The organism is Maribacter cobaltidurans (genome assembly GCF_002269385.1).
Lineage (GTDB): Bacteria > Bacteroidota > Bacteroidia > Flavobacteriales > Flavobacteriaceae > Maribacter > Maribacter cobaltidurans.
Genome location: NZ_CP022957.1, coordinates 359730 through 383527, shown reverse-complemented (window position 1 = coordinate 383527; position 23798 = coordinate 359730). Strand labels below are relative to the sequence as shown.

The window sequence follows — 23798 nt, the reverse complement described above, 5'->3', positions numbered from 1 at the left end:
ATAGTATTATATATGTTCAAGGAATTAAGAAACAGCATAAAAGAATTAGAGGGATACGTCCCTGTTAAAGAGCGCCTACCAATACTGCAAGCATTGGTGGCCTATATTCAGGAAAAAAAGGACGAAGGGGATAGTATAAATTTAAACTTTGTCTGCACCCATAATTCAAGGAGAAGCCATTTATCTCAAATTTGGGCACAGACAATGGCGGCCTATTTTCAAATCTCTAAGGTATATTGTTATTCCGGTGGGACGGAAGCCACTGCTTTGTTTCCAAAAGTTTTGGAAACCTTGGAAGACTCTGGGTTTAAAACATTTAAGTTCGCAAAAGGGGATAATCCGATTTATTTCATTAAGTACGCACCAAATTGCCAATCCATTATTGGTTTTTCAAAAACCTATGATGACGTCTTTAATCCAGAATCTAATTTTGCGGCCATTATGACCTGTGGCCATGCGGACGAAAATTGTCCGTTTATTCCCGGTGCCGAAAAGCGCATACCCATGACCTTTGATGACCCAAAGGATTATGACGGAACCGAGCTGCAAACTCAAAAATATAGGGAGCGAAGTTTGGAAATAGCATCGCAGCTATACTATGTTTTTTCGAAAATAGTCTAAGTTGAAATTTAGGAAATCTGTGAGTGTAATTTTTGAGAAAGAAATAAAGAGGAAAAAATCAAAAATCCAACTTCTTTTTTCTAAGCTCAAAGTTCTGGCCTAGATAAACTTTACGTACCATTTCATCTGCGGCAAGGTCTTCCGGTATTCCCGACTTAAGAATACCTCCTTCGAACATCAAATAAGATCGTTCCGTAATGGCCAAAGTTTCCTGAACATTATGGTCAGTTATCAATATGCCAATATTTTTGTTTTTAAGTTGGGCTACGATACGTTGAATGTCCTCCACAGCTACAGGGTCAACCCCTGCAAAAGGTTCATCCAGTAGAATGAATTTCGGGTCTGTTGCCAATGCCCTTGCGATTTCTGTCCGTCTTCTTTCTCCACCGGATAATAAGTCCCCACGGTTCTTGCGAATATGCCCCAAACCAAATTCCTCTATTAAGGACTCCATTTTCATGAGCTGTTCTTTCTTGCTTAGCTTGGTGAGCTGAAGTACGCTGAGAATATTTTTTTCAATACTTAATTTACGGAAAACCGATGCCTCCTGGGCCAGATAGCCAATACCGTTCTGGGCCCTTTTGTACATGGGGAACTTGGTGATTTCCATATCATCCAAATATATATTCCCACCATTGGGCTTAATTAAACCCACAATCATATAGAACGATGTCGTCTTACCGGCACCATTAGGTCCTAGAAGTCCAACAATTTCACCTTGATTAACCTCAAGCGAAATGCCCTTGACCACTTTGCGGCCCCGGTAGGATTTCATTATATTTTCTGCTCTAAGCTTCATTTTTCCAAATCTAACCCTTATTCACGGCGGATAAAAGCAATTATAAAATCTTTAACCTTGGTTGTCTTCCAAGGTCTCCCAATACTCATAGGCCCTTCTAAGGTGGGGAATTACAATGGTCCCCCCAATCAATGTAGCAATGCTTAGGGTTTCCATAACTTCCTCTTTGGATATACCTTCCTTGTAAGAACTCTCCAAATGATATTTTACACAATCATCACATCTAAGTACGGTGGAAGCCACAAGGCCCAGAAGTTCCTTGGTTTTTACATCCAACGCACCTTTGGAGAATGCGTTAGTATCCAAATTAAAGATACGTTTGATGATCTTATTGTTGTCCGCCAATATTTTATCGTTCATTTTGGAACGATAGGCATTAAATTCCTCAACTGGATTTGACATTGTTCTTTTTTCGTTTAGCTTCTTTTTTTGCTTCGCTTTTCAATACCCTGGCTGATATATAAATACTAGCTTGATATAGAATAAGTACGGGGATGGCCACGATAATCTGACTGGTTACATCAGGCGGTGTGATCACGGCCGAAATAATCAATACGATGACCAAGGCTATTTTACGGTACTTCTTCATAATCTCCGGAGTTACCAAGCCCACCTTTGTTAAAAAATAAATGATAATCGGAAGTTCAAAAATAATTCCACAGGCTAAGACTGCCGACCTTAGAAGTCCTATATAATTATCCAGGTCAAATTCATTAAGTACAAGTTCACTTACCTGATAAGATCCCAGAAAATTAATGGATAAAGGCGCTACAATATAGTATCCGAACAAAACACCAAGAAAGAATAGGAGTGATGCTATAAAAATGAATCCTTTGGAGTGCTTACGTTCTTTTTCATACAGTCCGGGACTAATAAATTTCCACAATTCAAAAAGAATATAGGGGAAACCAATAATTAAACCGGCCCAAATAGCCGTCCAGATATCCGCAGAAAATTGCCCGGACATGGTTCTACTTTGAATGGTAAAGGGAACCTTTTCCTTACAAAAATCCGATTCCATTCCAATGGAAGTTGCGGCATCACAAAAGATTTTATACGTAGGAAAATCCATGTCTAAGGGGCCGAAAATAATAACATCAAAAATGAACCTACTAAAAACAAAGGCCACGATGCCAATGATGACTACGGCCAATGTAGATCGGATTAAATGCCATCTCAATTCTTCCAGATGGTCTAAAAATGACATCTCATCTGGGGAGGTCGTACTACTTTTTGCCATTATAAAATACCTTCGTTTATAAGGTTATGTAAATGAATAACACCGGAGTATTCTCCTTTGTCCATTGCCAATAGTTGTGATATTCCCTTTTTTTGCATCAATTCCAGTGCTTTTATGGCCAGCGTGTCCATTTCTATGGTTTTGGGGTCTGTGGTCATGATATCCGAAGCGGTTAGCCCCTTAATGTTATCATGATTGTTGAGCATTCGACGGATATCACCATCGGTAACGATTCCTACCACTTTATTTCCATCCAATACTGCCGTAACACCTAACATTTTTTTTGAAATTTCTACAATGACCTGTTTTACTTCAGTTTTCGTTTGCACCGCTGGTATTTGATTGTTTTTGGCAATATCCCCAACCCTCAAGTATAGTCGTTTGCCCAAGGCACCACCGGGATGGTACTTGGCAAAATCGGCACTACTGAACCCTCTTAGTTCCAATAGGACAATGGCAAGGGCATCGCCCATGACCAATTGCGCAGTAGTACTGGTGGTAGGAGCCAAGTCGTTGGGACAGGCTTCCTTTTCAACAAAAGTGTTTAAAATAAAATCGGCCTGTTTGGCCAAAAAGGAATCAAGGTTCCCCGTCATTCCTATCAAAGTATTTTTACCTCTTTTAATGAGGGGGACCAGCATTTTTATCTCAGGGGTGCTGCCGCTTTTTGAAATACAGATGACCACATCGTTATCCTGAATGGTACCTAAATCCCCATGGATAGCATCTGCTGCATGCATGAATATGGCAGGTGTGCCTGTCGAATTAAGCGTGGCCACAATTTTTGAGGCGATGATGGCGCTCTTTCCAATTCCGGATATAATCACCCGCCCCTTGGAATTTAATATGCAATCTACTGCTTTTGAAAAGTCCTCATCCAATAAGGTCGCAAGATGCCCAATGGCGTCCCGTTCCCTTTCAATAGTTCTCTTTGCCAATTCAAGAATAGTGCTATTGGATGTCAATGTATTATTTAATTTTATCAATGGTATTCTTATAAAGATATGTTATCTTTAAGAATACAAAATTACGTAAACTTAATTTTATAGGATACCTATCCTTTAATAATTTGGTGCTACCTTTTTTGGTTGAATTGATAATTTAATTTCTGTGAGGGTCGTTGCCGTTAGAATATGCTACGGCCCTAAAAATTTTTGAAATACCGTATAAGTTTGAATGAGATTGATATACATGGCGCATTAAAAAAGTATTTTGGTTTTTCTCAGTTTAAAGGACTTCAAGAAGGCGTTATAAAAAATGTTTTAAAGGGTAATAATACCTTTGTTATTATGCCAACGGGCGGAGGAAAGTCCCTTTGCTATCAATTACCGGCCTTAATGCAAGAGGGTACCGCCATAGTAGTTTCCCCTTTAATAGCTTTAATGAAAAATCAAGTTGATGCGATTCGAGGCGTTTCTGCCGAGATGGGAATTGCCCATGTGCTTAATTCCTCCTTGAACAAAACCGAAATAAAGCAGGTTAAAAAGGATATTATGGATGGTACCACAAAATTACTCTATGTTGCACCTGAATCCTTGACCAAGGAGGAAAATGTGGAATTTTTACGTTCCGTTAGAGTTTCCTTTGTAGCCGTAGATGAAGCCCATTGCATTTCTGAATGGGGACATGATTTTAGACCTGAATATAGGAATCTTAAATCCATTGTTGGTCGCCTTGGAGATGATATTCCCATCATAGGATTGACGGCAACGGCAACGCCAAAGGTTCAGGAAGATATCATTAAGAATCTGGGTATAGGGGATGCCACCGTATTCAAGGCATCTTTCAACAGACCCAATTTATTTTATGAGGTAAGGACAAAGACAGAAAACGTGGATGCGGATATCATTCGGTTTGTTAAACAGAACGAGGGTAAGTCGGGCATTGTTTACTGTTTAAGCCGTAAAAAGGTAGAGGAACTTGCACAAGTGCTTCAAGTAAACGGTATTAGTGCCGTACCTTATCATGCGGGTTTTGATGCCAAGACACGATCTAAATATCAGGATATGTTCTTGATGGAGGATGTAGATGTCGTTGTGGCGACCATTGCTTTTGGAATGGGAATAGACAAACCGGATGTGCGATTTGTAATACATCATGATATTCCTAAAAGTATTGAGAGCTACTATCAGGAAACAGGTAGGGCCGGCAGGGATGGGGGCGAAGGACACTGTTTGGCATTCTATTCCTATAAAGATGTGGAAAAGCTGGAGAAATTCATGTCGGGAAAACCGGTTGCGGAACAGGAAATAGGAAATGCACTTTTACAGGAGGTGGTGGCCTATGCGGAAACCTCTATGTCTCGCCGAAAATTTATGCTTCATTATTTTGGGGAGGAGTTTGACGAGGAGAACGGGGAAGGCGCAGATATGGACGACAATACCAGAAACCCCAAGGAAAAGGTAGAGGCTATGGACGATGCTGTCAAATTGTTGAAGGTGGTCCAAGGAACAAGTGAAAAATTTAAGTCTAAGGAAATAGTGAATACACTACGAGGAAAGAACAATGCCTTGATCAGTTCACATAAGACCAATGAAAAGGAATTTTTTGGGATTGGTTCCGATAAAGACAAAAGTCATTGGATGGCCCTGAAAAGACAAATGTTGGTGGCAGGCTATTTTAAAAAGGATATTGAGCAATATGGCGTAATTCGTATTACCGAGAAAGGCCGGGATTTTCTAAAGAATCCCCATTCATTCATGATGACAAAAGATCATGTTTATAATGCCGAAAATGACAATGCCATCGTAGGTGCCGCAAAGTCCGGTGGTGTTGCCGATGAAAAATTGCTCAAGCAATTAAAAGATTTAAGAAAGTCACAGGCCAATAAATTGGGAGTTCCCCCTTTTGTGGTCTTCCAAGATCCATCCCTTGAGGATATGGCGCTTAAATACCCTGTCACTCTGGAAGAACTTCTCAACGTTCACGGAGTCGGGGAGGGAAAGGCAAAGAAGTATGGAAAGCCTTTTGTTGCTTTTATTGCCTCGTATGTGGAAGAAAATGACATTCTCCGTCCGGATGACCTTGTGGTCAAGAGTACGGGGGCCAATTCAGGCTTGAAACTGTATATTATCCAAAATGTGGATAGGAAGCTGCCCTTGGATGATATCGCTTCAGCAAAAGGATTGGACATACCGGAACTTATCAAGGAAATGGAACAAATTGTATACAGCGGCACCAAGCTCAACTTGGATTATTGGATCGATGAGGTTTTGGATGAGGACCAACAAGAAGAAATCCATGAATATTTTCTGGAAGCCGAAAGTGATAACCTAGAAGAGGCCATGAAGGAGTTCGATGGGGAATATGAGGATGAGGAATTGCGGCTATATCGTCTTAAATTCATCAGCGAGGTAGCTAATTAGTGATAGTTCTCAAGAAACCGGTTTTTCGGTTAGTTTAAAAAGCAAATCATCGGCATCAAAAAAGGCCTCTGTTCCTATGGGAAAGGTAAAATTCTGTGCCACATGCCCAAAACTGAATCCATAAGCAGCCGGAATTCCCAAAGGTTTAATTCTATCCAAAATAACTTCCTTTAATGTAAAGGAATCGGAATTCGTACTTGAATTACAGTCTTTGCAAACCCCAATGAGAATACCTGCAGCCTTCCTGAACGTTTTTCCTTCTATCAATTGGGTCAGCATTCTATCAATGCGGTAGGGGGCCTCACCAACATCTTCAAGGCAGACTAGTTTATTAGTAAAATCAATTTCGTAGGGAGTCCCAATAAGGGCATTTACCAAAGTGAGGCTACCGCCACATAAAACACCTTCGGCTTTTCCAGGATAAATGGTATATCGTTCAAATTCTGGATTTAATTTAAGTTCATCACCCAATGGGGCATTTCCAATAACATAGTTTTTCTTCGCTTTTCTAACGACGTTAATAAGTGCTTTTTTAGAGTATGTATCGTCAAGGGTGCTGCCTACCGGGCCATGAAATGTGACGAGCCCGGTCATTTTATGAATACCATTCAAAAGGGCGGTTACATCGCTAAACCCAATGAGTGGCTTGGGGTTATGCGAAATTAGATCATAATCAAGCAGTGGCATAATCCGGGTACAACCATATCCTCCGCGTATGCATAATATACCATCTACGTCATTGTTCCGAAACATATGATTAAGGTCGGCGGCGCGCTCAGCATCCGTATTACTAAAATATCCGTGACGCCTTGATATTTTTTCCGTATGATATACTTGATAGCCCATACTTTGCAATTCGTTTGTAGCGGTTGACAATGTTTCCTCAGAGAATATGTAACCCGGAGCAATTAATCCGATCGTAGCTCCTTTTTTTAAGGCCTTTGGATATAGCTTTACTGGTAATGTGTTTATACTTTTTTGGTGCGGATACAGTTTTGGGACTATGAGACTGTAAATGGACAGGCCTATCGTAGTCGTAATAAATTTCCTTCTGGTGCTCACTTTGATTTCTTTTTAGTGAATATTTAGTATTGTTTAACTTTAAATAAAAATAATTAAACAATAATTGTGAATTTTAACCTTTTCATTGGTCTACTTTTGGTTAAATCTAAAAAAAAGAACTATGAAAAATTTAAAAATTACAATTTTGAGTGCCTTCCTGTAATGTCTAACATTAGGATTTTCACAATCTGATAATATTGTTGGGGTTGCAGCGACGGACCTTTTACTGTTTTCGCCACTGTAAACAGTGCTTTTGAAGCTTTACCCAGTGGAACCGTTGAAAGTCTTTTAAAACCGGAAAATAAGGGATCACTACAAGGAGTTTTGACCTATCATGTGGTGGCCGGTGAATATATGGCTAAGGATGTAATCAAAGCAATCAATGACAATAATGGCTCCTTTGATGTAAAAACAGTTCAAGGAGGAGCTATAACTTTATCCCTATCGGATGGAAATGTTATGCTGAAAGATGCCAAGGGGTCTATGGCCAAGGTGGTAATGGCGGATGTTGCCGCGACTAATGGTGTAATACATGCTATTGATGCTGTAGTAATGCCAAAATAGGACCTTAATGTACTACGAAAAAAAAGCCCCTGCGTTTGAAACGCAGGGGCTTTTTTCTTTGTCATTTTCAAATTATTGAGATGCCGCAGAAGTTCCGTTGCCATCAATTTTACCCCTTTTTAATTGCCTTTGAATCTTTTTAATGGCAGATTCTATGGATTTTTCGGGTTCAATGATGTTATACTCTCCCCAAAAATCAGGGTCGGCAAAACCAACTGCCTCATCAGTCAATATAATATCTGATTTTATACGATCTTTATATTTCGGTATATCGTTGCTTAAATTTTCCTCCCAGTCGGTAATAGCCATTTCACAGCTCATACTATATACGGAATTGAATAGTTTTTTGTCCCAATTTATTTTAAACTCCATGAGCACATTGCTATAACCATAATACCATTTTCCATCTTTTTCCCTGTAATCTACTCTATAGGCAACCTCCGTTGGCCAAACATCCGCGTTCCTAGGTTTTTTTCTCACGAACATTTGTGCCGCTAGATTTCTATTGGTGATATTCAACGAATAAATAGCACTGGTAAGAATCTTATTGTCTACATCTATGTAGAGTTTACCTGTATATAAAGGGTCTAAAATGCCAGGTTTTTGTTCAAATTTAATAACGTAAATAAGCTTATCATCTACTCTTGTGGAATTGGCAAACGAAAAGTCATAGTATTCAAATAAATCATCGGCGAATATATAATTGGGATATTTAACCATATCCACGAATAAAGCATTGAACGGACCACCCTGAAGTTTGAGAGCTACTGTATCCAATTTGCTATAATCTGTACTTTTTCTGGCTTTGAAAAGTTTTAGCGCATCATTTCTGTTACTGGTATATGGAGCCTTATAAATATTTACCACTGCCTCCGAAAGACTAACATTTTGTCTTCTTCGTTTTATAGTTTCTCTATAAAAAGCAGTCATAACAGTAGGATTGTTGATATAGTTCTCACCCCTTTTCTTCAAAGTTTCCTTTACCAAGGCCCTTGCATCCTTGGGTATGCTCAGGTTTACCTCAGAAAGTTGGGTAACGAGTTCTGTCATTCCAATTTCATTATCATCGGGTTTAAATTGCAGTATTGGAATCCTCTTGGTCCTATAACCTAGAAACGAAATAATAATATTCTCACTGGTATTGGATTCGGGAACCTTAAGTGAAAATTCCCCTTCAGTATTGGTAATAGTACTGATATTGGTATTTTCCAAAGTCAAGGTGGCAAAAATCAACGGTTTTTTAGTTTCAATATCGTAGACTTCACCCACATATTCTTTAAAGCCATCATCCTGGGAGAATACATGGGGACCTAAGATCATAACCATCAAGAGCATCACAAACCTTACGCTTATAGGGCTTTTCTTTACAATAAGACTACTTTTCTTTTTCATGTGGATTCATTTTAGCAACATATACTTTCTAAAGTAGTGATTTTTAGGATGGTATGAAACTTATTTTAGTTAAAAAATTGAGGACAAGATTTTCCGAAAATTATAAACTACCCGCCATGGGTTTTAGAGGAATTACGTACTAGTCTGTTAATTTCATTCAGTTCTACCGGGGTAAGTTTCCTCCATTTTCCTACAGGTATATCCAAGGTAACGTTCATGATCCTGATGCGTTTCAATTTTTTCACACGAAAGTCCAAGTATTCGCACATGCGTCTAATCTGACGGTTCAGGCCTTGGGTGAGGATAATCCTAAATTGATATTTACTCACTTGGTACACCTCACATTCCCTAGTGACCGTATCCAATATGGGTACCCCACTCCTCATTTTTTTTAAAAATTGAGGGGTTATAGGTTTATCTACTGTAACCAGATATTCCTTTTCATGGTTATTCCTGGCCCTTAGTATTTTATTGACAATATCACCGTCATTGGTAAGGAAAATTAAACCTTCGCTAGGTTTATCCAACCTTCCAATGGGAAAAATACGTGTTGGGTAATTTATAAAGTCGATGATATTGTTCTTCTCTACTCCGGTATCCGTGGTACAGACAATGCCAACGGGTTTGTTGAAGGCTAGGTATACGGGCTTCTCTGAAGATTCTGAAATAGTCTCCCCATCCACTTGTACCAAATCTCCCTCAGAAATTTTTGTGCCCATTTCAGGAATTTTTCCATTAATGGTTACACGTCCTTGCTCAATGAGCTTATCGGCTGCCCGGCGGGAACAATATCCAACTTCGCTTAAATATTTATTAATTCTGGTTTGTTTGCTTTCACCGGTCATTTATCTCGTTTTTTCTAACTCCAATCTATAAATTTCCCTACCTAGCTCTGCAAGAAATGGAATGCCAATTTCGTCATATTCATAGGCATCATCATTGAAGATACCGTCCTTGTTCACCAAAATGGTGGCGGTAAGTAAAAAGTCAACATTGTTTTTTGTATCCTTGATATAGGCGCAATCAGTAAGTGTGCCATACGCAAAACCAACCTTATTGTAGATTTCCATATAGGACGGAATGGTATCCTTGGTATCACCATAGATAAAAAATTTGCAATAACCATCGTAATATTCTTTGGGGTCATAGCCGGCATTTCTTGGAAGGGTTTTCATCGTTTCCAATAAAAAGGTTCTTTGCTCTTGGGATAGGTTGAATTGCTGGTCGGTTTTAAAATGATCAGGGAAAATGACCCTTTTCAAAACATCATGTTGCGCCTTGATCGGGTAATAATTTTTTAATGAAAAATCGAAGGGTTTTTGGATTAGAACCCCATCTTCGTAATACCCAATACCTTTATTAATATTGTTCAAAGTTAGAGGTTCTGGGGCGCTATTTACCGTGGGTAGGGTCATTGCCGTCGTGCTATCGTTTAAATAGATAATCAATGGTTTTGTGCTTAAACCTTCTGAATGATAACCCAATCTATGAGAAATGCGAAGCGGCCCAATCCCTTTTTTCATAAGGGACTCATTAATGGCGTCTTGACCTAATAGCTCTACCAATCTGTTATTGGCCAGATTGTCACTTACGGTAAATATTTGTAGGATGTCCTTTGAAAATGAGGATTCTATGGTGTCCCCTTCAATATAGTAACGCACCTCCCTGTTCAGGGAATCGGTTTCGTTCAATCGTTCCAACCCTAAAACGGCAATGGGAAACTTTACCGTACTGGCCGGATAGAAATAATTTTCTTCATCGACCTGAAAATCATAATCCGTAAATAAAATACTGTCATTTTTTCTATCAATTTTGGTATATCTAACCTGCACCTCAAATTGGTCAAGACTATCCATTACCCTTTTTATTTTGGGGTTTTGTGAACTCAAAGCAATTTCTAAGATATTAACCTTTTCCGTTGCATTGGTGCACGAAAACAGTACCCCCATTATGATAAAGCATAAGGGGTATGAAAACATTTTTAAACCAAAACTATTCTTCAACATAAATTTCCCCTCTATGTGGTTTTAACCTATCTCTCATGGCAATCATGTTACCTTGGTTTACCACCATATAAGCTATACTATGTATATCGCTAATAGAAGTAAATCCGGTGGTGATGACATCTACATTCTCCTTTACAATAAATTCCTTGAGATGTATTTCATGATGCTCTGCGGTCTTTAGGGCGGCAGGACCCCTAAAATCCCAAATAAGTTTTATCTTTTTTTCCAAAACGCTCAAATCTTAGCGTCAAAATTAATGTTTGGGCATTGTTTTTCAATGGATTTGGTAATTTTTGTTTGGAAGTTGTGAATGGTAAATTAATTATTTTCATTGAACGATTTAAAATCTGTTAAGGAAAACCAATAGCGTTTGGTCGGGACTATGTATTTGCTATTTTTGCAGGATGTGTAATTCTCTATTGATAGGACGCAAGATCGGTTTATTGTTGATGGGGATAGGAATTTTTTCTACCCTGTTTTCATGTGACACCTATTTTAATAAAAAGGTAGAGAAGGAGCCTTTGGCGAGAGTGGGCGAGGATTTTTTATATAAGGAGGATGTAGCACCATTTATCAAAGAAAGCATGTCTAAAGAAGATAGTGCATCCTTTGTTACCAATTATATCAATAATTGGGCTTCCAAACAACTATTACTTTCCAAGTCCAAAATTAATCTACCGGAGGAAAAACTTGCGGAATTTGATGCTTTGGTCAATACCTACAGAACGGATTTGTATACTAGGGCCTACCAGGAAGCTTTGGTCGCCCAAGGCACGGACTCCTTGATAACGGATGCACAATTGGAGCAATTTTACGACCAGCAACAGGAAAATTTTAGGTTAAAGGAAAGAATAGTTCGTATTCGTTTTGTGCAGTTGCCCCTGAATTTTTTGAACCAGGACGAAGTTGAAAAACGTTTAAGAAGCTTTAACGAGGAGGACCTGGTTTACTTGGACTCAATAGGGGTGCAATTCAAAAAATTGAATTTTAATGATTCCATATGGGTGAGTTCTTCCAGAATTTTTGAGGAAATACCCCCCATAACCTTTGATAATCAGGATAGATACTTAAAAAATTCACAATTTTTTGAATTGCAGGATTCAATAGGGGTATATTTGGGCAAAATAGAAGAGGTAAAGGATGTCAATGATATTGCTCCACTTTCATATATAGCGCCTACCATTAAGCAAGTTTTATTAAGTCGCAGAAAAATTGACTACCTGCGTAAACTAGAAACTGAAATCATAGATGAAGCAATTAGAGAAAAAGAATTTGAGGTTTACAATGACAATGAATAAATTAACGTCAACCCTTTTGGCAAGTATGTTTTGTGTCGGTCTGATGGCTCAGGAAACAACTTCAGAAGATGCTTCCGAAGACACGGCAATGAAGGAATCTCCAATGAAAAAGGATTCCACAAATTTTAAAAAAGTAAAGCTGGATGGTATAGCCGCCGTAGTTGGCGATTATGTTATTCTGGATTCCGATATTGAAAAAACATTGATCGATCTAAAAAGTCAAGGGGCTTCCACGGAGGACATCACCCATTGCGGTCTTTTAGGCAAACTGATGGAAGATAGGCTATATGCCCATCAAGCGGTTCAGGATAGTATTTTGGTTTCTGACGATGAGGTGAATGCCACCGGAGAGCGCCAGTTACAATCCTTGGTACAGCAAATAGGTTCTATGGAAAAAGTCCTGAAGTACTATAAAAAGGAGGATGAACAAAGTTTTAGGGAGGAACTATACAAAATCAATAAACTTAGAATGTTATCCGAAAAAATGCAGCAGGACATCATTTCTGAAATTGAGATTACCCCAGAGGAAGTTCGTCAATTTTACAATAAGATACCTGAGAATGAAAGACCGGTCTTTGGTGCCGAACTGGAAATTGCTCAAATTGTAAAGGCTCCAGAACCTTCAAAGGAGGAAAAGCAAAAGGTTATAGATAAGCTTAATGAAATTAAGGCGGATATAGAGGATAATGATGCCAGCTTTAGTGTTAAAGCTATTCTATATTCACAGGATCCAGGGTCAAAGACAAAAGGTGGATTATACACTTCTATTACCAAAGAATCAGGTTTTTATAAGGAGTGGAAGGATGTGGCATTCAGTTTAAAAGAGGGAGAAGTATCGGATCCTGTTGAGACCCCTGTTGGGTTTCATATTCTTTATATTGACAAAATCAGGGGTCAAGAGCGCGATGTACGCCATATCTTGCTGCAACCTGAAATTTCCCAAGATGCATTGGACGAAGCCAAACGGGAATTGGACAGTATCCGTCAGAAAGTTATTGATGGACAATTTACCTTTGCCGAAGCGGCACTTAATTTTTCGGATGAAAAGGAAACAAAGTTTGATGGCGGATTGCTTAGAAATCCACAAGATTTTAGTTCACGTTTTGAGTTGACAAAAATGGACCCTACCCTATATAATCAGGTAAGGGATTTAAAGGACGACGAAATCTCGTATCCAATTTTAGAGGCGGATCCAAGGGGCGGAACTTCAAAATATAAAATTCTTAAGGTGACCAATCGTTTTGACGAACATGTGGCGGATTTTGCTAAGGACTACACCAAAATCCAACAACTTGCCCTTACAGAAAAGCAATATAATGCTATAAAGGAGTGGATGGAAGACCACATTGAGGACACTTATATTAGCGTAGGCGATGCCAACAGGGATTGTGATTTTGCTAATAACTGGGTAAAGAATTAAATATGTCAGATGTTGCTGCCGTAAAATTATTGGTAAAAAAACACGCTTCTTTAAAAAAGGAAATTGCCAAGGTAATCGTTGGTCAGGAAGAAGTAATAGACCAAATATTGCTATCTATTTACACAGGGGGGCATTCTTTGTTGATTGGGGTCCCAGGGCTGGCCAAAACCTTAATGGTCAATACCATAGCACAGGCATTGGGATTGGACTTTAAGCGTATACAGTTTACGCCCGATCTTATGCCCAGTGATATTTTGGGGAGCGAGGTCCTGGATCAAAACAGAAATTTTAAGTTCATCAAGGGGCCTATTTTTTCCAATATTATTTTAGCCGATGAAATCAATAGAACCCCACCAAAGACCCAGGCCGCACTTTTAGAGGCCATGCAGGAAAGAGCGGTGACCATAGCGGGACATCAATACAAATTAGACTTGCCCTATTTTGTTCTCGCCACACAGAACCCCATAGAACAAGAAGGTACATATCCCTTGCCCGAAGCCCAATTGGATCGTTTTATGTTTGCCATAGAACTAAAGTATCCAAGTATAGAGGAGGAGATAATGGTCGTAAAAAATACCACGACCACTTCCAAATATCATGTGGAACCACAATTCAATGCCGATCAGATTTTAGAAGTCCAAGAGTTGGTAAGAAGAATCCCGGTTCCCGATAATGTGGTGGAGTACGCCGTGAGACTGGTCAATAAGACTAGGCCAAATTTGGAATCTGCATCGGATTATGTAAAACAATATGTGGATTGGGGAGCAGGTCCAAGAGCCTCGCAAAACCTTATTTTGGCCGCTAAGGCGAACGCCGCCATAAACGGAAAATTTTCACCCGATATTGAGGACGTTCAAAAGGTGGCCTATGGAATACTCAAGCATAGGGTCATAAAAAACTACAAGGCGGAAGCCGAGGGTATATCGGAAGAGGATATAGTGACAAAATTATTGTAGCCTTCTTATTCATAGGGTTTTGGATACCTAAAATTTAAGTTTTCAGCAAAGCGATTGTTTAAATGGTAATGAAAGGCAAAAAAGGATTTATTCCTTTCTTAAAATTTTAATTGCGCCTTAGATTTTCTTAATTTTACAGAATTGCTTTAACATTAAATAGATAAATATGGCATTTGATATTGATATGATTAAAGGGGTGTACGCCAATATGGCGGAACGCGTGGATAAGGCTCGCGACCTAGTGGGCAAACCACTGACCCTTTCGGAGAAGATTTTATACGCTCACTTATGGGACGGTAGTCCGTCCAAAGCCTTTGTTAGAGGTAAGGATTATGTTGATTTTGCTCCAGATCGTATTGCTTGTCAGGATGCAACGGCCCAAATGGCATTGTTACAATTTATGCAGGCCGGAAAACCGAAGGTTGCGGTACCAACCACTGTCCATTGTGATCACTTGATTCAGGCCAAGAGCGGGGCAGCGGCAGATTTAAAGTCGGCCAACTCGTCCAGTGCCGAAGTTTTTGATTTTTTGGAATCCGTTTCAAATAAATATGGAATAGGTTTTTGGAAACCAGGTGCTGGAATCATCCACCAAGTGGTATTGGAAAATTATGCTTTCCCAGGTGGAATGATGATAGGAACAGATTCCCATACGGTGAATGCCGGTGGACTCGGAATGGTGGCCATTGGCGTTGGTGGTGCGGATGCCGTGGATGTCATGGCTGGAATGGCTTGGGAACTTAAATTCCCAAAATTAATTGGAGTAAGATTGACCGGTGAGATTTCCGGTTGGACGGCCCCGAAGGATGTCATCCTTAAAGTAGCGGAAATTTTGACCGTTAAGGGAGGTACAGGAGCCATAGTTGAATATTTTGGACCTGGTGCAAAAGCACTTTCCTGTACAGGTAAAGGGACTATTTGTAATATGGGTGCGGAAATTGGCGCTACTACGTCCACCTTTGGTTATGATGAGTCCATGGAAAGATATTTAAGGGCTACGGATAGGGCAGATGTTGCCGATGCGGCAAACCAAGTAAAAGAGTACCTAACGGCTGATGACGAGGTTTATGCCAATCCGGAACAGTATTTTGATCAAGTTATCGATATAGACCTTTCCAAACTAAATCCATTATTGAACGGTCCCTTCACTCCGGATCTTTCCACTCCTGTTGGTAAGGAAATGACCAAGAAGGCAACCGATAACGATTGGCCAATGCAAGTTGAATGGGGACTAATAGGTTCCTGTACCAACTCTTCCTATGAGGATCTGTCCAGGGCTTCGTCCATTGCTCAACAAGCTTTGGATAAGAATCTAAAGACAAAAGCGGAGTTTGGTATAAATCCAGGTTCAGAGCAGGTACGTTATACCGCAGAACGTGATGGTATCCTAGGAATATTCGAGAAATTGGATGCCAAGATTTTTACGAATGCCTGTGGACCTTGTATAGGGCAATGGGCTCGTTACAATGATCCCAAAAACGCTCCTAAAAATAGTATCGTACACTCTTTCAATAGAAACTTTGCAAAGCGGGCGGACGGGAACCCAAATACCCACGCTTTCGTTGCATCACCTGAAATTACTGCGGCCATTGCAATAGCGGGTAGATTGGATTTCAACCCAATGACGGATACGTTGATTAATGAGGAAGGCCAAGAAGTAAGATTTGATGAACCTACTGGATGGGAATTGCCACCTAAGGGATTCGAAGTTGAGGATGCCGGTTATTTGGCACCAAGGGAAGACGGTTCCGATGTAAAGGTTGTCGTAGCTCCAGACTCGGAAAGGTTACAATTATTGGAGCCTTTTGAGCCAATTACCAATGAGGAACTGCAAGGGGTTAAATTATTGATCAAAGCCTATGGTAAATGTACCACGGACCATATCTCCATGGCAGGGCCATGGTTGCGTTTTAGAGGTCATTTGGACAATATTGCGAATAATACGCTTATTGGTGCAGTTAATGCATTTAATAAGAAAACCAATTTGGTCAAAAATCAGTTGACCGGTGAATATGAAGGTGTTCCGGATACACAAAGAGCGTATAAGGCCAAAGGGATAAAGTCAATAGTTGTGGGAGATCATAACTATGGCGAAGGTTCCTCTAGGGAACATGCAGCCATGCAGCCAAGACATCTTGGAGTGGCAGCGGTTTTGGTTAAATCCTTTGCGCGTATCCATGAGACAAACTTGAAAAAACAAGGAATGTTGGGATTGACATTTGCCAATGAGAACGATTATGATTTAATTCAAGAGGACGATACATTCAATTTTGTGGATATTGCAGATTTTGCTCCGGACAAACCTTTGACCATTGAAGTGGTTCATGCCGATGGTTCCAAGGATACCATTAAGGCAAACCATACCTATAATGCTGCACAAATTGGTTGGTTTAGGGAAGGTTCTGCACTGAATGTTATTAAGAGGCAGAATGCATCTTAAATACATTGTATAAAATAAGTAATGAAAACTCCCGATAATGTTCGGGAGTTTTTTAGTTTTGAGTACCACATTTTTAAAATGAAAAGACAGACCTTTTTTACCCTTTTAATTATAGCACTTGTATTATCCTTTTTTGTGACACCTTTGGGAGACTACAGTAAGATTCTTTTAAATAGATGGCTGGCAACGTCCCCTACAATCATCAGCCCGGAAAAAAGAGGTAAAATTGCTGATTATGACTGGAAATTAAAGGATGATAATTGGAAATTTTTCAATTTCGACGAGGCCAAGGGCAAAGTAGTTTTTATTTCATTCTGGACTTCATGGCACCTACCTTCCCAGGCCCAGCTAAAGGATATTCAGGACTTATATGAAAGATATAAGGGTAGGGTTGAATTTTATATCATTACCAACGAGGAAAGAGCCCCTGTTGAATTGTTTATGGAAAAACACGGATATACTTTTCCGGTCACTTATCAAATAATAGGGGAGAAGAGTCCGATAAGCATTTTAAAACCGCCCGGGTCCTATATCTTGGATAAAAACGGATATGTGGTCGTTCATCAAAATGCCGTGGCAGATTGGGACAATAGCAAGGTTAATGAGCTTTTGGAGCAACTACTCCAGGATTAAAAAGGTTAGGTTATTTGGCTTTTTTAAAATATTTAAAGGGAACCAATAACATCCCAAAGCATTCCCCATCTTCTTTGCCTAAATGCTTGTGATGGATTTTATGGGCACGTCTTACACCCCTTGCATACCAATTGTTGGCATTTCTAAAGAGTTTGAATCTTTGGTGGATAAAAATGTCATGAACCAAAAAATAAGCTATGCCGTAAGCCAAAATACCAAACCCAAGTGGCCATCCGTACCAAAAGCCATTTGCCCCGGAATAAAATAACGACATACTCACAATGGCATAGAAAATGAAAAATGCATCATTTCTTTCAAACCAGGAATCATGGTCTTTATGATGGTGATCTCTATGTAGCGACCACAAAAAGCCATGCATTATATATTTATGCGTAAACCACGCCATAAATTCCATAAATGAGAAAGTTCCAAAAAAAATAAGAATCCAAAGTAAAGTCTTCATTAAACCAAATTCATTTTATATTTCACATAAGATCTTGCCAGTAGGCCGAATTTCTCATAATCGGGAACGCGTATGCGGGTGCTTTTTATTTCTATGGAAGGAGTGTCCTGTAGTTTTTTTAGCAGTTTAGTGTAGTATCTATACGCCGTGTAAACGCCGAATTTTGCTTCTATGGGCAGCTTTACAATACCTTGATAGCCTTGATGGAAATCTCTTTTTATTTCATCGACGATTTCCTTTTTTGCGGTTTCGTCCAGAGCGGCCAAATCGGCATTGGGGAAATAGGACCTGTTCAACTCCTCAAAATCCGCCTTCACGTCCCTCAGAAAATTAACCTTTTGAAAGGCTGAGCCCAAGGCCATGGCAGAATCTTTTAAGTTTTCATAGGAATCTTCGCATCCTTTAACAAAAACCTTAAGGCACATTAATCCAACTACATCAGCAGAACCATAAATATACTCCTTGTATTCGGCATCCGTTTCGTACACCTTCTTTGTTAAATCGGCCCTCATACTACTCATAAAGGAATCTACCAAATGCATTGGAATATTATACTTATGAAAAGTATGTTGAAAGGAGTTTAAAATAGGATTAAGACTTATTTTATTCTCGATAGCATCCGCAAGTTCTTCCTCAAATTTCTCAAAAAGCGTCTTTTTATCATAATCATGGAAGGTGTCCACAATTTCATCCGCAAACCTAACAAAGCCATAGATATTGTAGATATCTCCCCTAATGGAGGTATGAAGCATTTTTGTTGCCAAGGCAAAAGAAGTACTGTAATTTTCGGTAACTATTTTGCTACACTGATAGGATACCTTGTCAAAAGTTATTTTCATTGTGATAAGTTAGTTATTTTTTGTCAAAAGCTCGGATACTAGTTTACCGGAAATAAGGGATGGCGGAACACCAGGTCCAGGGACGGTAAGTTGACCCGTAAAATATAGGTTTTTGACTTTATTACTTTTTAATTTTGGTCTTAAAAAAGCCGTCTGCGATAGTGTATTGGCCATTCCATAGGCATTCCCTTTATAAGAATTGTATCTTTCAACAAAATCCTTTACACAGAAAGTTTCTCGAAAAAGGATTTTATCCTGAACGGTCTGGTCTGTTTTTTTCTCAAATCTTTCCATGATTAAATCAAAATATTGCTCCCGTAGTTCTTGGGTGTCTTCAAGTCCAGGGGCAATGGGAACCAGAAAAAATCCAGTTTCACAGCCATTGGGCGCCATACTTTCATCGGTTTTGGAAGGAAAGTTGGCATAGAAAAGCGGACTGGAAGGCCATTTTGGCGCATCATAGATTTCCTGCGCGTGCTGTTCAAAATCCGTGTCAAAAAATAAATTATGGTGCTCCACATTTTTTAGTTTACCATTAAAGGCGATATAGAACAATAAGGAAGACGGGGCGAATGTCTTCTTGTTCCAATACGTTTCGCTATACTGCCTATATTCTTTATCCAGTAGGCTTTCAGAATGATGATAGTCCGCACCCGTTACCACGATATCGGCCAAAATTGTACTGCCATTACAAACAACCCCATCACATTGGTTATTTGAAACCAATATTTTCTCTACAGATGAACTTGTATATATTTTTACACCAAGTTCTTTGGCAAGACTGCCCATGCCTTTGATAATTTCATACATACCCCCTTGCGGATGCCATGTTCCCAGACCAAAATCGGCAAAGTTCATAAAGCTGTAAAAGGCTGGCGTGTCACTAGGTTTTGCACCGAGAAAAAGGACGGGAAATTCTAAAGTTGCAATCAATTTGGGGTTTTTGAACCTTTTTCTTACCTCAGAACTTATGGTCTTAAAAAATTGGTCCACCTTGAAAATCGTTTCTTTGGTGACCAATTCCAAAGGAGACAGACCAGGTCTCAAAACTATTTTATTGATGGCAATTTCATAATTCTCCTGGGCAAGCGCTATAAATTTTCTCAGTTTTTTGGAACTGCCCTTTTCAAGTCTCTCAAACTCCTCGCAAATTTTATCCATGCAATCACCAATGGTAATTATATCATCGGAAAAAAAAATTTTGTATGCCGGATTTAATTTGTCCAACGAGTAATAATCGGCCGTTGTTTTTTCAAAATCATTGAAAAACTTTTCAAAAATGTCGGGCATCCAATACCAGCTCGGGCCCATATCAAAAGTGAATCCATCTTTTATAAATTGGGCCGCCCTTCCGCCAATGATATCATTTTTCTCGTAAATGGAAACATCATTTCCCTCTTTTGCCAAGTAGCAGGCAGCCGAAAGCGAAGAAAAACCAGAACCTATGATGACAATTTTATTGCCCATAAATTATAAGTTATTTGTTACTTCTTCTATAGAGGTAAAGGTTTTTATGAATTTAGGCAGTTTTTTGGTATCTAAATATTGTATTTGCCTTCCCAAAATCCAAATGTTGGGATTGGGATAATCCTTCAATAGCTTTTTAAATTCTTCTATGTAAGTATCGATTTCAGTTTTGTCCGGCTTTACGGTAAAATAGGATAGAAAGTAAACATTGTCAAAGTACTTGATCAAATCGACTAAATTCTCTATGGGAATGGTTTGTCCCAAGTAGACAACCTTATAACCTTTTAATAAAATTTCATAATTAAGATAGAGGATACCTATATCATGAATTTCGTTTTCAGGTAAAAAAGAAACAAAAACCTTGTCCTGTTTGATTGGACTCTTATTCTGGAGACTTTCCGTATTGACCAGAATTTTTTGTTTAATTAGGCTTGTGATGAAGTGCTCATGGGCCGGGCTGATAGTATCCGTTTGCCAAAGTAATCCAATTTCATTCAGCAAGGGAATAAAAACTTCTTTAAAAATTTCCCGAAAACTTTTTGTGCCCAACAGCTTTTCATAGGTGTTAAAAAATATGGTCTGGTCAAAATTCATCATGGCCAGCTTAAAGGCATTAAGATTCTGCGACCTACTATTTTTTTGGGAAACTACTTCCTTTACCGTCTTTGGGATATCAGATTCTGGAATCTTGGCAATCTTGGATATCTTATATCCATTATCATACAGAAGGGTGATGTTCAGAAGCTTCTGTAAACTGGATAGGCTATATGTTCGTATATTGGTGTCCGTTCTTTCCGGAGTCAACAGATTATATCTTTTCTCCCAGATTCTTATGGTATGCGCTTTAATACCAGATAAGTTCTCCAAGTCCCTAATACTAAAAATCTTCTTTACGTTGTTCATATTTTTGAAAAAAACGTTAAACAAACTTAAGAAATAGTATGTAAAGTTGGCTGGAAAAGAAGTTAAAATCTCGATAAATAAAAAAGCCAGGTAATTCTACCCGGCCTTGTGCCCACGACTAGATTCGAACTAGCACGTCCTTGCGAACACTACCCCCTCAAGGTAGCGTGTCTACCAATTTCACCACGTGGGCTTTTTAAAATAAGACGGTAAAGATAATAAGGTATTGGCTAATTCAAAGAATATTTTTTCACTTAAACCCTAGGGAAATCTAAAAGGGAGAAAATCAAAGAAACCATAAGGGTGCTTCAAATATTGGATATTTTGATCAGGGGACTATTCTTGGTTTTGCTTTGGGGATTTCGTTTTAATTAATTCATGAATTTAGGGGTATTCGATGGCTTTGAAACCTAGTATCTGTGGTAATTATTTCTAAATTGTACTACCGACTTTTAATCTAACTTAAAATTATACTTCCATGTTCCTATCAAAAACCATATTTCATCGACAGCCTATTTCCTTTTTGGTTTTCTGTCTATTTATCTGTGTCTCAACAATCTTACAAGGGCAGTGGAAACCTGCCGGGGATAAGATAAAGACAAACTGGGCCCAACAAATTGATCCCGACAACGTGCTTAACGATTATCCAAGACCTATATTGGAAAGGGAAAATTGGAAAAATTTGAATGGTCTGTGGGACTATTCCATAACCCAAAGAGGAGAAGAAACGCCAAATACATACCAAGGAAAAATTTTAGTTCCTTTCGCCGTAGAATCAAGTTTGTCCGGTGTAATGAAGGAAGTTGGTGCAGAAAATGAATTGTGGTATAGAACAACTTTCTCGGTTCCTTCAGATTGGTCAAATAAGCATATTCTACTTCATTTTGGCGCAGTTGATTGGAAGACGGATGTTTGGATTAATGAGGTAAAAGTGGGTACGCACTCAGGAGGGTATACCCCTTTTTCATTTGATATTTCCCCATTTCTAAAGGATGGAGAACAGCAATTGGTCGTCAAAGTATGGGATCCCTCAAATGATGGCCCACAACCTAGGGGAAAACAGGTTAAGGAACCAGAAGGGATTTGGTATACCCCTGTCACAGGGATTTGGCAGACGGTTTGGTTGGAGCCCGTTTCGGAAAAACATATTACTAATTTGAAAACAGTACCTAATATCGATAATAAAACGGTAACTGTTTTGCCGGAAACCATGGGTGCAAATTATGGCGATATCATTGAGGTAACCATTTCCGATGGGTCCTCCATAATTTCTTCGGCTAAGGCTACAGTGGGTATGGAAATTACTTTATCAATCGACAATCCAAAATTATGGTCTCCAGAATCCCCATTTTTATATGATATGGAAGTAAGACTTATGGTCGATGATAAGGAAGTGGATAAGGTAGGCAGTTACTTTGGAATGCGTAAAATTAGCATGAAAAAGGACGATTTTGGAATAGTTAGAATGCAGCTCAACAACGAGGATTATTTCCAATTTGGCCCATTGGACCAAGGCTGGTGGCCAGACGGACTATATACTGCCCCCAGTGACGAAGCACTTCAATATGATATAGTTAAAACCAAGGAACTTGGATTCAACATGATCAGAAAGCACGTGAAAGTGGAGCCAGCTAGATGGTATACGCATTGTGATCGATTGGGTATCTTGGTCTGGCAAGATATGCCCAATGGAGATAAGGGGCCACAATGGCAAAATCATGATTATTTTAATGGTACTGAATTTCAAAGAAGTCCAGAATCGGAAGCAATATATAGAACCGAATGGAAGGAAATAATGGACTACTTGTATTCTGTACCCAGTATTGTGGTCTGGGTTCCCTTTAATGAAGCCTGGGGTCAATTTAAAACAGAGGAGATTGCGGAATGGACCAAAACTTATGACCCCAGCAGGCTGGTAAACTCCGCCAGCGGTGGAAACTTTTATAGAACGGGAGATATTGTGGACTTGCATAATTACCCTGCTCCCGCCATGTACTTATATGATGCACAAAGGGTCAATGTGCTAGGCGAATACGGGGGTATAGGGTTGCCGGTTAAGAACCATCTTTGGAAACCCGATAACAATTGGGGATATGTAAAATTTAAAAATTCAAAGGAGACGACCCAACAATATATAGAATATGCTGAGGAACTTAAACGATTGGTGAAGGCCGGATTCTCTGGAGCAATCTACACCCAGACAACAGATGTAGAAGGAGAAGTAAACGGATTCATGACGTATGATCGTAAAGTCGATAAAATGAATGTTTCCGCAGTAAAAAAAGCGAACCAGGAAGTGATTGATGAACTCCAATCCAATTAGCACCTAA

Annotated in this window: 21 protein-coding genes, 1 tRNA gene and 1 pseudogene; 9 read left to right on the top strand and 14 right to left on the bottom strand. The window is 39.2% G+C overall.

The window, feature by feature from the left end:
- Positions 1 to 12 precede the first annotated feature (12 nt).
- Positions 13 to 621: an arsenate-mycothiol transferase ArsC gene (locus tag CJ263_RS01615; RefSeq protein WP_094995660.1), complete on the top strand. Its 609-nt coding sequence runs from the start codon at positions 13 to 15 to the stop codon at positions 619 to 621.
- Positions 622 to 679: 58 nt separating this feature from the next.
- Here the strand turns inward: CJ263_RS01615 and lptB are convergent, their stop codons facing one another.
- From lptB to CJ263_RS01595, 4 genes are read right to left on the bottom strand one after another with little or no spacing between them, the layout of a single operon-like run.
- Positions 680 to 1420, bottom strand: a complete 741-nt coding sequence (gene lptB / locus CJ263_RS01610) for an LPS export ABC transporter ATP-binding protein (protein WP_094995659.1) — start codon at positions 1418 to 1420, stop codon at positions 680 to 682.
- 51 nt (positions 1421 to 1471) lie between these two features.
- Positions 1472 to 1822 (bottom strand): carboxymuconolactone decarboxylase family protein, encoded by a 351-nt coding sequence (locus CJ263_RS01605; RefSeq protein ID WP_094995658.1) that lies wholly within the window; start codon positions 1820 to 1822, stop codon positions 1472 to 1474.
- Positions 1806 to 2660, bottom strand: coding sequence for a twin-arginine translocase subunit TatC (tatC, locus tag CJ263_RS01600; protein WP_094995657.1), 855 nt, complete (start codon positions 2658 to 2660; stop codon positions 1806 to 1808). Before tatC ends, CJ263_RS01605 begins: the two co-directional genes overlap by 17 nt.
- Positions 2660 to 3646, bottom strand: a complete 987-nt coding sequence (locus tag CJ263_RS01595; protein ID WP_373288265.1) for a KpsF/GutQ family sugar-phosphate isomerase — start codon at positions 3644 to 3646, stop codon at positions 2660 to 2662. The genes tatC and CJ263_RS01595 overlap by 1 nt, the downstream gene beginning before the upstream one ends.
- 180 nt (positions 3647 to 3826) lie before the next feature.
- Here CJ263_RS01595 and recQ point away from each other — a divergent pair, with 180 nt between their 5' ends.
- Entirely contained in the window at positions 3827 to 6025 is a 2199-nt protein-coding gene (gene recQ, locus CJ263_RS01590) for a DNA helicase RecQ (protein WP_094999056.1), read from the top strand.
- Between the two features lie 9 nt (positions 6026 to 6034).
- Here the strand turns inward: recQ and CJ263_RS01585 are convergent, their stop codons facing one another.
- A complete protein-coding gene (locus tag CJ263_RS01585; RefSeq protein ID WP_094995656.1) occupies positions 6035 to 7087 on the bottom strand; it encodes a S66 peptidase family protein in 1053 nt (350 codons plus the stop codon).
- A 210-nt stretch (positions 7088 to 7297) separates the two neighbouring features.
- Between CJ263_RS01585 and CJ263_RS01580 the strand changes: the two are divergent.
- Positions 7298 to 7651 (top strand): annotated as a pseudogene (locus tag CJ263_RS01580) (fasciclin domain-containing protein); the annotation flags it as partial.
- Positions 7652 to 7723: 72 nt separating this feature from the next.
- Here CJ263_RS01580 and CJ263_RS01575 read toward each other — a convergent pair.
- The 4 genes from CJ263_RS01575 to CJ263_RS01560 all read right to left on the bottom strand — a co-directional run bounded on the left by CJ263_RS01575 (position 7724) and on the right by CJ263_RS01560 (position 11278).
- The gene (locus CJ263_RS01575; protein ID WP_094995655.1) at positions 7724 to 9043 is read right to left on the bottom strand and encodes a carboxypeptidase-like regulatory domain-containing protein; all 1320 of its coding nucleotides are present in this window, start codon (positions 9041 to 9043) and stop codon (positions 7724 to 7726) included.
- A gap of 107 nt (positions 9044 to 9150) precedes the next feature.
- Positions 9151 to 9888 carry a 23S rRNA pseudouridine(2604) synthase RluF gene (gene rluF, locus CJ263_RS01570; protein WP_094995654.1) on the bottom strand — a complete coding sequence of 246 codons (738 nt, stop codon included), beginning with the start codon at positions 9886 to 9888 and terminating at the stop codon, positions 9151 to 9153.
- Complete coding sequence (locus tag CJ263_RS01565; RefSeq protein ID WP_308423211.1) at positions 9889 to 10899, bottom strand: serine hydrolase; 1011 nt, start codon at positions 10897 to 10899, stop codon at positions 9889 to 9891.
- Between the two features lie 136 nt (positions 10900 to 11035).
- Entirely contained in the window at positions 11036 to 11278 is a 243-nt protein-coding gene (locus CJ263_RS01560) for a hypothetical protein (protein WP_094995652.1), read from the bottom strand.
- Positions 11279 to 11498: 220 nt separating this feature from the next.
- Between CJ263_RS01560 and CJ263_RS01555 the strand changes: the two genes are divergently transcribed.
- The 5 genes from CJ263_RS01555 (at position 11499) to CJ263_RS01535 (ending at position 17796) form a co-directional block, all read left to right on the top strand.
- Positions 11499 to 12347, top strand: a complete 849-nt coding sequence (locus CJ263_RS01555) for a peptidyl-prolyl cis-trans isomerase (RefSeq protein WP_229702353.1) — start codon at positions 11499 to 11501, stop codon at positions 12345 to 12347.
- On the top strand, positions 12334 to 13767 hold the full coding sequence (locus CJ263_RS01550) for a peptidylprolyl isomerase (RefSeq protein WP_444543223.1): 1434 nt from the start codon (positions 12334 to 12336) through the stop codon (positions 13765 to 13767). The genes CJ263_RS01555 and CJ263_RS01550 overlap by 14 nt, the downstream gene beginning before the upstream one ends.
- 2 nt (positions 13768 to 13769) lie before the next feature.
- Positions 13770 to 14723: an AAA family ATPase gene (locus tag CJ263_RS01545; protein WP_094995650.1), complete on the top strand. Its 954-nt coding sequence runs from the start codon at positions 13770 to 13772 to the stop codon at positions 14721 to 14723.
- A gap of 166 nt (positions 14724 to 14889) precedes the next feature.
- Positions 14890 to 17163: an aconitate hydratase gene (locus tag CJ263_RS01540; RefSeq protein ID WP_094995649.1), complete on the top strand. Its 2274-nt coding sequence runs from the start codon at positions 14890 to 14892 to the stop codon at positions 17161 to 17163.
- Positions 17164 to 17184: 21 nt separating this feature from the next.
- A complete protein-coding gene (locus CJ263_RS01535; RefSeq protein WP_229702355.1) occupies positions 17185 to 17796 on the top strand; it encodes a TlpA family protein disulfide reductase in 612 nt (203 codons plus the stop codon).
- Positions 17797 to 17806: 10 nt separating this feature from the next.
- On the opposite strand, the gene CJ263_RS01530 is transcribed toward CJ263_RS01535, so the two are convergent.
- The 5 genes from CJ263_RS01530 to CJ263_RS01510 all read right to left on the bottom strand — a co-directional run bounded on the left by CJ263_RS01530 (position 17807) and on the right by CJ263_RS01510 (position 21661).
- Positions 17807 to 18259: a sterol desaturase family protein gene (locus CJ263_RS01530; RefSeq protein ID WP_094995647.1), complete on the bottom strand. Its 453-nt coding sequence runs from the start codon at positions 18257 to 18259 to the stop codon at positions 17807 to 17809.
- Complete coding sequence (locus tag CJ263_RS01525) at positions 18259 to 19098, bottom strand: phytoene/squalene synthase family protein (RefSeq protein WP_094995646.1); 840 nt, start codon at positions 19096 to 19098, stop codon at positions 18259 to 18261. The genes CJ263_RS01530 and CJ263_RS01525 overlap by 1 nt, the downstream gene beginning before the upstream one ends.
- 9 nt (positions 19099 to 19107) lie before the next feature.
- Positions 19108 to 20565: a phytoene desaturase family protein gene (locus CJ263_RS01520; RefSeq protein WP_094995645.1), complete on the bottom strand. Its 1458-nt coding sequence runs from the start codon at positions 20563 to 20565 to the stop codon at positions 19108 to 19110.
- A gap of 3 nt (positions 20566 to 20568) precedes the next feature.
- Complete coding sequence (locus CJ263_RS01515; protein ID WP_094999054.1) at positions 20569 to 21468, bottom strand: MerR family transcriptional regulator; 900 nt, start codon at positions 21466 to 21468, stop codon at positions 20569 to 20571.
- Positions 21469 to 21577: 109 nt separating this feature from the next.
- Positions 21578 to 21661: transfer RNA gene (locus tag CJ263_RS01510), tRNA-Leu, on the bottom strand.
- 285 nt (positions 21662 to 21946) lie between these two features.
- On the opposite strand from CJ263_RS01510, the gene CJ263_RS01505 reads away from it, so the two are divergent.
- Entirely contained in the window at positions 21947 to 23791 is a 1845-nt protein-coding gene (locus CJ263_RS01505) for a glycoside hydrolase family 2 protein (RefSeq protein WP_094995644.1), read from the top strand.
- Positions 23792 to 23798 lie beyond the last annotated feature (7 nt).